Annotated in this window: 9 protein-coding genes and 1 tRNA gene; 1 reads left to right on the forward strand and 9 read right to left on the reverse strand. The window is 35.0% G+C overall.

What is annotated here, in order from left to right; all coding sequences use genetic code 11:
- Positions 1 to 71: 71 nt before the first annotated feature.
- The 4 genes from EKL96_RS00865 to EKL96_RS00880 form a co-directional block, all read right to left on the reverse strand.
- Positions 72 to 416 carry a hypothetical protein gene (locus EKL96_RS00865; protein WP_126457528.1) on the reverse strand — a complete coding sequence of 115 codons (345 nt, stop codon included), beginning with the start codon at positions 414 to 416 and terminating at the stop codon, positions 72 to 74.
- 156 nt (positions 417 to 572) lie between these two features.
- Positions 573 to 1,562 (reverse strand): aspartate-semialdehyde dehydrogenase, encoded by a 990-nt coding sequence (locus EKL96_RS00870; RefSeq protein WP_126457529.1) that lies wholly within the window; start codon positions 1,560 to 1,562, stop codon positions 573 to 575.
- Positions 1,563 to 1,925: 363 nt separating this feature from the next.
- Entirely contained in the window at positions 1,926 to 2,342 is a 417-nt protein-coding gene (mscL, locus tag EKL96_RS00875; protein WP_126457530.1) for a large conductance mechanosensitive channel protein MscL, read from the reverse strand.
- Between the two features lie 92 nt (positions 2,343 to 2,434).
- Entirely contained in the window at positions 2,435 to 4,876 is a 2,442-nt protein-coding gene (locus EKL96_RS00880) for a bifunctional UDP-N-acetylmuramoyl-tripeptide:D-alanyl-D-alanine ligase/alanine racemase (protein WP_126457531.1), read from the reverse strand.
- 223 nt (positions 4,877 to 5,099) lie between these two features.
- On the opposite strand from EKL96_RS00880, the gene EKL96_RS00885 reads away from it, so the two are divergent.
- Complete coding sequence (locus tag EKL96_RS00885) at positions 5,100 to 5,705, forward strand: hypothetical protein (RefSeq protein ID WP_126457532.1); 606 nt, start codon at positions 5,100 to 5,102, stop codon at positions 5,703 to 5,705.
- On the opposite strand, the gene EKL96_RS00890 is transcribed toward EKL96_RS00885, so the two are convergent.
- The 5 genes from EKL96_RS00890 to EKL96_RS00915 all read right to left on the reverse strand — a co-directional run bounded on the left by EKL96_RS00890 (position 5,700) and on the right by EKL96_RS00915 (position 11,839).
- Positions 5,700 to 6,401: a porin family protein gene (locus EKL96_RS00890; RefSeq protein ID WP_126454357.1), complete on the reverse strand. Its 702-nt coding sequence runs from the start codon at positions 6,399 to 6,401 to the stop codon at positions 5,700 to 5,702. The genes EKL96_RS00885 and EKL96_RS00890 overlap by 6 nt on opposite strands.
- A gap of 1,039 nt (positions 6,402 to 7,440) precedes the next feature.
- Positions 7,441 to 8,919, reverse strand: coding sequence for a Fic family protein (locus EKL96_RS00900; RefSeq protein WP_126457534.1), 1,479 nt, complete (start codon positions 8,917 to 8,919; stop codon positions 7,441 to 7,443).
- A gap of 617 nt (positions 8,920 to 9,536) precedes the next feature.
- Positions 9,537 to 9,624, reverse strand: a tRNA-Ser gene (locus EKL96_RS00905).
- 60 nt (positions 9,625 to 9,684) lie between these two features.
- Positions 9,685 to 10,713 carry an asparaginase gene (locus EKL96_RS00910; protein ID WP_126457535.1) on the reverse strand — a complete coding sequence of 343 codons (1,029 nt, stop codon included), beginning with the start codon at positions 10,711 to 10,713 and terminating at the stop codon, positions 9,685 to 9,687.
- Positions 10,703 to 11,839, reverse strand: coding sequence for a 1-acyl-sn-glycerol-3-phosphate acyltransferase (locus EKL96_RS00915; protein ID WP_126457536.1), 1,137 nt, complete (start codon positions 11,837 to 11,839; stop codon positions 10,703 to 10,705). Before EKL96_RS00915 ends, EKL96_RS00910 begins: the two co-directional genes overlap by 11 nt.
- Positions 11,840 to 11,847 lie beyond the last annotated feature (8 nt).

The following is an 11,847-nucleotide window of genomic DNA, read 5'->3' on the forward strand; positions in this document are numbered from 1 at the left end:
CCTCGTTCAAAATATATAAACATATGAATCACTTCCAATATTTGAAATGATGTATTGATGTGGATATTATTTTAAACCTGAGGAGGAGCTCGAAGCGCAAAAAGGCTTCCTTTAAAGAATTGTGTAATTTGTTTTGAGATAGCCGAAGAATTACTTGAATTCATCTCTATTTTATATAACTCAAAAGACTTTACATCCGAAGATGTGAAACTGCTAATTGTAAAATTACATAAATAACAGCTGTCAAATTTATGATGTTGATGTGTAATTTCTGCGGCAGAAGTATATTTATGCTCACATTTTTTTTCAGAAAATTGCTTTACTATATGCTCATAACTATGTAGGGATTGAATCAGTATTGAAAACAATACCGCAATCATTAATACAAGGTTTACTATAGAAAATTTCTTTTTCATGCAAGGCAAATATAGGCATCCTAATATAAAAATCCATTTGTTTTTCACAAAATATAGCTTTTGTTGAAACAAATGGATTTAAAATTGACTTACTATAAACATTTTTCTCATCCTCGAGCAGGAGAAAACAAGTCGCTATCTTGGATCTAAAAAGTATTATACCAATTTAGCTGCGATCAAATATTCAGCAATCTGGATGGTATTTGTCGCTGCTCCTTTTCTCAAGTTGTCCGCAACAATCCACATATTTAAAGTATTTTCTTGGCTTTCGTCACGACGAATTCTACCTACAAAAACGTCATCTTTTCCTTGCGCATACATTGGCATTGGGTACGTGTAGGTGTCATTATTGTCCTGTACGACTACGCCATCGGTATGATGCAAAATGTTTCGTACTTCGTTTACATCAAAATCGTTCGTAAATTCTACGTTTACCGCTTCACTGTGTCCGCCTACAATTGGCACCCGTACCGCAGTCGCTGTAACAGCAATTGTATTATCGCTTAATATTTTTTTGGTTTCACGTACCAATTTCATCTCTTCTTTCGTGTACCCATTTTCTTCAAAAGAATCACATTGTGGAATCGCATTTCTGTGAATTGGATATTTGTAGGCCATCTCACCCTGAACGCCTGCGTATTCATTTTCCAATTGTTGCACTGCTTTTACGCCTGTTCCAGTGATGGATTGGTAGGTAGAAACAATGACCCGTTTGATGTTGTATTTTCTGTGCAACGGAGCCAGAACCAATACCATTTGAATGGTAGAGCAATTTGGATTTGCAATGATTTTATCTGCGGCGGTCAATTCTGTTGCATTGATTTCCGGAACGATTAATTTTTTAGTCGGATCCATTCGCCAAGCCGATGAATTATCGATAACGGTTGTTCCTGCTGCTGCAAATTTTGGAGCCCACTCCAGTGAAGTGTCGCCTCCTGCAGAAAACAAAGCAATATCTGCTTTCATATCTACTGCAGTTTGCATGCCTACCACTTTATATTTTTTGCCCTTGTATTCAATTTCTTTACCCACTGAGCGCTGTGAAGCAACGGGAATTAACTCGGTTACAGGGAAATTTCTTTCTGCCAAAACTTTCAACATTACTTCGCCAACCATTCCGGTAGCTCCTACAACTGCTATTCTCATAGTATATTTTTAGTATTACTTCGTCCGTTCGCCTTTCAGGCTCGGGTGAATATTAAATTTGAAGTACAAAAGTAAGTAATATTGGAATCAAAACAAGGAGGTTAACAAAAAATAACAAAATGTTATATTTTCAACAAATTAAAAGACAACCTCAAATTTCCCATTAAAAAATCTGCTCTTTTTTAATCGCAAACCTATAAATAGTATTTTAAACCATTAAGAGATTAAGAAAACTAAGTTGTAAAGTATTTCTCCCGGCACCTTATTATGTTAAGGATGAAAATCATCTTGTTTTATATAACCTTTTGAATAAAGAAAAAAAGGCCTCTTTTCCAAAGCGGTTTAGCTATACTGTAGTCGAAATTACTTTTTCAATAAATCTCTAATCTCAGTCAGCAATTGTTCCTGTGTTGGTCCAGCTGGAGCAGCGACGGCAACAACTTCCTTTTTCTTGGCCTTTTCAGCAGCTCTTAAAACTACAAAAATAAAGAATGCAATTATTATGAAGTTGATAATGGCTTGGACCAAATTACCGTAGGTGATCACGGCGGCACCTGCAGCTTTTGCAGCAGCCAGCGTTTCGTAACTATTTCCGTCTAAGGTGATAAATTTTTGGGTGAAATCAATTCCTCCGGTTAACAAACCAACAACTGGCATTATGACATCATCAACAGCTGAGCCTACAATTTTGCCAAATGCTCCAGCAATAACAACCGCAGTTGCTAAACTTAAAACGTCTCCCTTCATCAAAGAGGCTTTGAAATCACTAAAAAATCCCATAATTTATTTTTTTAGGTTAAAATTTACTTCTGACAAACGAATTTAATAAAAATTTTAAAAGTAGTAACAGTCCTTTCTTCTAAATTTAATCGCTACCTATAAAACACGCGTTTCACCCGTTGCGAAATACTGGTCAAAATTTCATAGGGAATTGTATTTAATTTCTGGGCTATAAAAGAAACCGTTGGATTTTCGCCAAAAATAAGTATTGAATCACCTTCTTTGCATTCAATGCCGGTGACATCAACCATCAGCATGTCCATACAAATACTCCCAACGATATAGGCTTTGGTATTTTTTACCATAACAAATCCCAAACCATCTCCCCAGCCTCTGGAAATCCCATCAGCATATCCTATGGGAATTGTAGCAATTTTTGTTGGTTTTTCGGCTACAAATCGGCGGCCATAGCCTACGCTTTCTCCAGCAGCAATCGTTCTTATTTGTGAGATCACGGATTTTAGTGTCCCCACATTTTCGAGTTGCTTTTGTTCTTGGGCATCATTTGAAACTCCATAAAGACCAATTCCTAGCCGAACCATATCGTATTGCGAATCCAGAAAATTGCTTATTCCAGAGGTGTTCAGGATGTGACGCAAGGGTTTTATTTGCAATTCAGACATCAATTTAGAGGATACTTTCTCGAACAAATTAATTTGGGAATGAGCAAAATCCATGTGTTCAAGATCATCGCTCGTAGCCAAGTGTGATAAAATACTTTTTATTTGCACGGTACTGTTTCCTCTTAGCGCAGCTATCAGTTCATCGAGGGTATTTTCTTCAAAGCCCAATCGATGCATGCCGGTATCGAATTTAATATGAATTGGAAAATGCTTTAAATTTTTTTGTTTTGCTATTTTCAAGAACGCATATAAACCTTTTAAACAGTAAATTTCCGGTTCCAACTGATGTTGAATAATAGCCGAAAAACTAGTATTCTCTGGATTAAGGACCATAATAGGCAAATTAATGCCCCCGTTTTTTAATGAAATTCCTTCATCGGCAAAAGCCACGCCCAAATAATCTACTTTATGATGTTCCAGTAATTTAGCAATTTCGAGTCCGCCGTTTCCGTACCCGAATGCTTTTACCATAACCATAATTTTTACTTTTGGTAGCAACTTTGATTTAAAAAAATTCAGGTTGTAACTAATAGCATTCAGGTTGATTTCTAGGACCGTTTCATGTGTCTTCTCCTCTAATAAATATACAATTTCTTCAAACTGGAACGATCTCGCCCCTTTTATCAAAATGGTTTCATTACCAAAGTCCAAGTTTTCAAAATCAGCGACAAATGCAGCTGTGTTTTGGAAAGTACTGCAGTTAGCAAACTTGTTTTTAAATGCTGAAATGGTTTCGCCAATACCAATTACCCGCGTAATCCGGTTGGAAACAATTAGCTCAGCCACCTTCGCGTACAACACATCGTTAGGCAAACCGCTTTGAAAAATATCAGATAGAATGACTGTTTTCTTTTTATACTGTTTTTGACTTTCAAGAAAATCCAACGCAATTTTTAAGGATTGAAAATCAGAACTGTAACTGTCATCAATAATACTGCTATTGTTGATTCCGTTTTTGACTTTTAATCGCATTTCTACCGGATACAACAACTCCATGCGGTTTTGAATCGTTCTGTCATCGTATTTAAAATACAACAAAACCATCAAACAGGAAATTGCATTTTCTATCGACGCCTCATCCTGAAATGGTATTTTTATGTCAAACTTGTTGTTGTTTTGTAGCACCGTCAAAACGGTCTTGTCTAAAACTCCCTTTTTAGTAATCAGAACCGAAGCCTTAGCATCGTTATAACTCCAGCAAAAAACGGCGGTATCGGGACGGATCAACAAATCAATTGTTGGATTTTTATGATAAATAATGACTTGGACATCCTGGAAAAGTTTCAATTTTTCTTTGATTTTGTCACTGATATCAGCAAAACCTTCGTCATGTGCCGTCCCTATATTCGTGAGAATTCCAATCGTAGGTTTAATGATTTTTTCGAGTTTTTCCATTTCTGAAACCGTAGAAATACCGGCTTCAAAAATTCCTAAATTGTGTTTTTCATTTATCGCAATCACAGACAGCGGAACACCAATTTGAGAGTTGTAACTCTTTGGACTTCGGATAACGTTATAATCCGGACTTAATAAAAAATTAAGCCATTCTTTGACTATCGTTTTACCGTTACTTCCCGTGAGCCCAATGACAGGAAAATCAAAGAGACTGCGATATGCTGCGGCAAATTGTTGCAAAGCCAACAAGGTATTGGTCACTACATAAAAATTAGCTTTCCCTTCACAATCTTCAGGAATATGGGTAACTACAAAATTCTGGACGCCACTTGCAATTAAATTTTTGAGATAAAGGTGCGCATCCGTATTGGCTCCAACCAATGCAAAAAACAGCGTTTTCGGGCCATTTTGCAAAGAACGACTGTCTATAGAAATAGAATCAATAGCCATCGTACTGCTGGTTCCAATAAACTTTGCGGGAATATTTTGTATGCTATTTAGAATTTTTTTGCTCATGGAATAAAAAAAAGATTGAGGTGAATTTCTTTTTTGAAAATGATACTTTCAACAGGCTGTTTATTTGCAAAACTTCCTCAAAAATAGCACTTCTTTTCAAAACGAAGCGACAGATATACGATAATTATGAGCAATTTCGTTTATTAAAAACAAGAAACTCTTTTGATATGCTTTACTAATTTTGACAGATTACCTATATTTGTTTGATACAAAATCAAAACTATTGAAAAAAACCCTTCCCCTTTTCTCTTATATTTTCCATCCAATATTCATTCCGGCAATGGCAACATTGTTCTACCTTTTTTTTAATGGATCTGATTTTGTGAGTCAAGAAAAGATATTCATTTTTTTTCAGGTGTTGATTGTGACGGTGTTAATTCCTGTTTTGGCCTTTTTTCTCTTACGCGCTACAGGAAATATAGATTCCATAATGGTTTCTAAAATATCCCAGCGTAAAATACCCTTAATACTTCATTGTTTCTTGATCATCTTATTAGTTCGAAAAAGTATCACTATTGATTCCTATCCAGAGTTGCATTTTTTTTTATTGGGGGGACTTTTGAGTTCATTATTAGCTCTAATCCTATTATTTCTGCAGATAAAAGCAAGCCTGCACATGATAGCTTTCAGCTCTTTGACTGTATTTATCATTGGATTAAGCCTGCACCTTCAAATTCAAAATATTTTTACTATTGCATTACTACTACTGTTGAATGGCGTGGTCGCGACTTCTAGACTGGAAATGAAAGCGCATACCATTAAAGAACTCCTTTTAGGTTTTGTTCTGGGAATTATTCCACAATTGCTTCTATTGGTTTTATGGCTATAAAATATAAAATACTATGCCAATATTTAATGCTTTCATGGTAATTGACTTGTCTTCTATTTTTGCCGATTTGAATATTGAATTTAAACCATAATAGGCATACAAATTAATTGTATTGTATCCTGCAGAGACATAAGCCCCGTATTGTAATTTATTAAAATCTTTATTTCCTGTAACCACCACTTTGCCTTGAGCACTATCAAAAACGGACTTGTCGTAGAGCAAATAACTAAACTTTATTCCTGTATAAATGCGCCAAAATTTATGGCTTTCATAAGTAGAGGTTCGCCATCTAAACTCAACAGGAACATCAACTGAAAGTAGGGAAAACTTATTTTTATTATAATCCCTATTGGCATCAATCAGGGCATAAACTGGCATACCGTCTGTTGCAGAAATGGCTATGTTTTGATTGTAATTATTATATGTAAATCCAATACCGGAAGCTATTGCAACGGTTCTCTTTTTATTTAAAGGCATATCCCGCAAAAAACCACCTGACAAACCCGACGAAAATTTGCTTTGTGACAACCCCGAAGGGCCGTCCGTCAATATATTGTAAGTGATCCCAAAATAGAACTGATCCTCACGATACAAGGAATCCACTTTCATAATTAGAGTATCTTGTGATGGTGTATTTTCCTGAGAAAAAACAGTAGCAACCATTAGCAGCAGAAAACAACTAAGAAAAATTCGCATAATTTTTTGGTTTTAAATCGCTCAATGATTCTATCAAACACCTTTGGCTTCCAATTCTCATTAAAACGATACAAATATACCATTTTGATGGTTTTGTGATAAATAACAACCACAAATAATCCTTTTTAAGACCTTTAAAGATAAAAACGCTCTACAGTTCTTGCAGCCACGGAATTCTATTTGACAGAAAGGACTGAACTACCCTTGTTGACCTAAAGGAAGGACGGCTCACAAAAAATTAATACTGGTATTGCCTGCTGATCTTTTTTTGTTTACTCTCTTGACAAACTAAAAAATTGACCACGCCCTAAAACAAAAAATGCTCCCCTTTTAGGAAGCATTATTTCATCGCAGAGAGGAAGGAGTTGTTTGTTTTTATAAAGTGTCTTAAAATAAGGCTTTGCAAAGCTTTTATTTTAAGTGACACCTCAACTGACACCTCTCAATATGTTAGCAAATTGTTCTAAATTTCAATTATTCAAATATAAGGATTTTTTTGCTGGAATTAATGATTAATTATAATAATTTGAACTGGTTAGACAATATTTTTTGAACTGGTAAAGTTCAAAATTTAGTTGCCTAAAATTTAATTTCTATCCAATTATCAAGGGTTCAAATTGTTCAATTTTTAGGCTGGTGTATTGGCAAAATTCCTCAATAGATACAAACTCATTTTGGAGCTTATTGAGCTCTTGTCTGATTTTTTGAAGCAGTCTAATACTTTGACGATAACTTTTTCCTGTTATGCGTTGTATGTCTTTCGGGTAGATACACAATCTCTTGTTTTCGGTTCTCATACTCTATCTATGGCTTTGATTGGGCGTTGCCTAACTTGAAACCTCTATGATTCAAGTTCTAGCACTCAATAAAAATAGTAAATAATTCCTTTCGTTCAGAAGCGACAATTTACTTCTATTTATGATGAGTATTTCTGCCATTTATGTCACAAAGTGACACATGGAATAGTGATGTCTTTTTTATGTGGTTTAATTGACTAAAATTTGTTTCATAATCAATCGAAAGGATTGCCCGTGTCTTTTTATACGATAATCTTTAATTTGGCTTCGTCGTGTTCTTTGAAAGCGTTACTTGAGTTTAATTGCAATTCTAAATCTTCCATAGTATCTGCTTTTAATGTTGCACTAAAATCTTGTGCTCGTTGTAGCATTTTTATATAGGCTAATGGATCTTGTTGCCTTGTTAATCTTCGTAAAGCTCCTAAATAATCATCACGATATACTGTTGGAATTATTATTCTTGTTTGTTCAGCTTTGACCAATTCGGCATTCATCATTACTCTTGCAATTCTTCCGTTACCGTCCAAAAATGGGTGTATTTCACTTACCATAAACATAATGTAAGCTGCTTTTGCAAATGGGTCTGTTAGTACTTTGTAGAAATCAAACCCTTTTATTAATGTGCCTTTTACTAATTCGAAATCGACAAAAAATGTTTCTCCAGCACGATTGTTTTTATCTTTAAATACGCCTGGCATTTTTGATATTCTTGCTTCCAAAAGTAATCGATGTCTGTATTGAAGAATGCTAATGAACTCTTCCGGAGAAGTTGGCGTAACATTCATTTCGATTTTATTACTGACCAATTTATACGTTCCTAATATGTCGTGTGAATCTTCATCACGATTGAACATTGGGGTATCGGTTTCAATAATGTTTTTTGCTTCAATCACTTCAAATCGAGTTCCTTCAATATAATTTGAAAAATAGGCTTCAAAAAAAGCGAAATTTTGAAAAGCTGTATTAGTTGTATTTCTATCTATCGCATTTTTGAATTCTCTTTGCTTTAACTCTAAAAATAATATCTCAAACAAATCTATTCTTGATTGGTCATAAGGATTTCCAAATGCTCGTGCAATGGCTCGTGGAGACGATAATATTTTGGAAGGCTGTGTAGATAATAAGGCACTAATTAGTTTGTTTAGTTTCTCAAACTCACTTTGCATTCTTAATTTATCGGCGATTACTTTTGCGTTATCTCTAATTTGATTTAGTCCTTCTTCGCCTTTAGCTTGTACTATTTTCACTAGTTTGTTTTCGAGTTCAGCAATTGAAATAGTTTTAGATTCTGGACCCGATTTTCTGGACGGTTGTAGGTTTTCTAAAAATGCTCTTTCTTGTTGTGAAACAAATAACTCCCCCGAAAATGAATTGTCACCTTCAATTGCTCCAATACCTTCCATAAAACGAATGGTTATTCCAGGCAACTCTATTTTTTTGGTGTAGGTATAGGTAACAAATATTTGTCCTGTTGCAGTTGGTTTGAATTCTATTGCGGAACGGTGGCTTAATAATGCACCGGGATATAAATTGCCCAGAATAGAAAAAATATTTCTTTTGATAATAACCTCGTCCGTATCAATAAAATTGGAAGTAAAGATACGAGGAGCAATTTTTTTAATTTTACCTGTACTTTCAAGCAAAGCAATTTGTTTTCTTACTTTTTTATCGCTCGATGAATAAATAATTTCTTGAAGGTGTGTTGGGACAAAATTTTCCATTAGTGGTGCTTTATTGAAGCAAAACTATACTTTATTTTCCACTAAAAAGTATTTATCCGGCTTTTTTTTCCATTATAAACGAATGTTGGGGTATGAATGGGTGTTTTTTTCCAGTAATAATTATAGTTTTTCTAAACCAGTTAGCCAAGTTTGTAATTCTTCAACAACTAAATCAGTTTGTGGCGTATTAGCTGGAAATAGAACATCAATAAAACGATGCAAATATGTTAATCTTACTGTATTATGTAAATTTATAAATTCCCATATTGTACGGTGACACGTACATAAATAGGGCAGATGCCATCATTATTGACTTTTGATCTCTTTATATAAAAGAGAACGGATACGGCTGTGTTCATGGTTGGTGACCTTTTAGTTATTATTAAATTTAAACTTTGTAATTCTTCCAAACAAGATGTTCAAATAGTGAAAAGGTATTTGAACAAATGTTGAACTGGTATCTTTTGAGATAGGTGTCACTTAAAAAATATAATTTCAGTGACACCTCAAAAGACACCTAAGTTTTGAGATTTAATGAATAATTTGATTTACCGTAAATGAAAAAACCCCACTAAATCCTAGAATTTAGTGGGGTTTGCTTCTTTTTGTATTTCTACTGGCAGAGAGGAAGGGATTCGAACCCTCGATATGTTGCCATATACACGCTTTCCAAGCGTGCGCCTTCAGCCACTCGGCCACCTCTCTATTTCATTACGGCTGCAAAGAACACGAAAAAAAACGAGTTAGAAAAGTAAAATCTAAATATTATGTCATTTCTCCTCGTAAAGAAGTTTCAAAAATAGTTTTGAAGTCTTTTGGGGCTATTTTTTTGCTCAATAAATACATCAATTTTGTGATTCCCGCCTCGGTGGTGATGTCTTTTCCGGAAATCACACCAATTTCTTTCAGTCCGGTACTGGTTTCGTATTGCCCCATACTGACACTCCCGCCAGAACATTGGGTAACGTTAACAATATGTAACCCGCCGGCAATCGCTTTTTTCAAGAGGTTTAAAAACCAATCCTCTGTAGGTGCATTCCCAGCTCCGTAGGTTTCTAAAACAACACCTTTAAGATTCGGAATATTTAAAATAGCGGATAAAACTGCTTCACTGATTCCAGGAAACATCTTTATAATGGCAACATTATTGTCTAAATTTTTATGCACTTTGAATTCCTCCGTTCCTTTTTCAGGCAAAAACAATTCAGGATTCAACTTTAAATGCACCCCAGACTCCACCAATTCAGGATAATTTGGAGACGTAAATGCTTTAAAATGTTCCGCATTAATCTTTGTAGTTCTATTGCCTCGGTATAATTTGTATTCAAAATAAAGACACACTTCACTGATAACAGGCTGATTATTATTTTGCAGAGACGCTATTTGAATGGCTGTAATCAGGTTTTCTTTAGCATCGGTACGCAAATCCCCAATAGGCAGTTGGGAACCGGTAAAAATAACTGGTTTTGACAAATTCTCAAGCATAAAACTCAGCGCTGAAGCAGAATACGACATAGTATCGGATCCATGAAGCACAACAAATCCATCAAATGAAGTATAATTATCTGCAATAATTATAGCCATTTTTGCCCATTTTTCAGGATTCATGTTCGAGGAATCTATAGGATTTTCAAAAGAAACGGTTTCGATCTCACAATCCAATTGTTTCAATTCTGGAATTCGCTGTAACAATTTACTAAAATTGAATGCCTTGAGGGCTCCTGTTTCAAAATCTTTTCGCATACCAATAGTTCCTCCGGTATATATTAAAAGTATTTTGGCTTTATACAACATCGTGGTATTTTAATTTGTTCACAACTGGATTTGCATACATGGCCAAAAAACTTTCAAGAGCCACTGGATTGTCATGATCAATTCGCATTTCCAGTCTGCGCTCGAACAATGATTTTTCATTTTCAGTATACAAATGGGAATATCTATCGGTCTTATTTACAATATCAAAAGCAATAAAATTCGTTGGCCATAATTTGTAATTACTCAATATGGCATTATCAATTACTTGTGCCAAAGCTACTATTTGCTTATTTGAGTTCTCGTTTTCTGTAATAATGGCATCAATTTCAATATCTAAAACTTTCCCAACATGAATGTGTATTCTCTTCTTTTGCCCTAGAGCGCCACTCAGAATCGTCATGAAATCTTCATTCTTTTCCTTGACATACACTTCATTATTGGCTTCAGCCATCAATTGTGGCATTTTCAGAGCATCAGTAGGATCATACTCGTACGAAATAGATACGGGTACAATTTTAATTTTCTTGAAATAATCCATTAAATTCTTTTCATCAGAACCCATACCCACCATTTTCAAAACACCCGGATTGGTCTCATCCTTGCCGTCTTTCGTTCTTCCTTCTCGCTGTGCTATCCATACAGAACGGTTTTCATGAAGCAATAAATTCCCTATATATTCCGACAATAGTTTTGAACTCTGCAGCATTTCTCTTGGAGTCAATCCCCGTTGTACTAAAAAATTACGGTTCAGTTTTGCCAAGGTATTCAGAAACGATTTTTTTACTAAATTATCCCCAATCGCTGAGGCTGTCATCACTAACCCATGTTCAAATAAGGCTGTGTTTAATAACGTAGTATCCAAAAGGATGTCCCGATGATTTGAGACAAACAAATAAGAAGTGTTTTTCTTTAACTTTTCAAAACCGGAAGTGGTCATTCCTTCTGAACTTTTTTCTAGTATTCTTTGAACCGATTGGTATATAAAATTACATTGAAAATCCCGAATGGAGTGCGTTTTCCTGAGTTGTTCTTTCCAAACTTCGTCAGCAGCACCCGGAAAAGTAAAGTTCATCAATGCTTTCATCATTGGGTGATTAATCACATCTTGAAGTGCTTCGTTTATTTCGGAATCATAAAATGGCCGAATAGCGTCAAATTTCTGCATTGTTGATT

It is taken from the genome of Flavobacterium sp. LS1R10 (assembly GCF_003968825.1).
In the GTDB taxonomy this organism is placed as follows: domain Bacteria; phylum Bacteroidota; class Bacteroidia; order Flavobacteriales; family Flavobacteriaceae; genus Flavobacterium.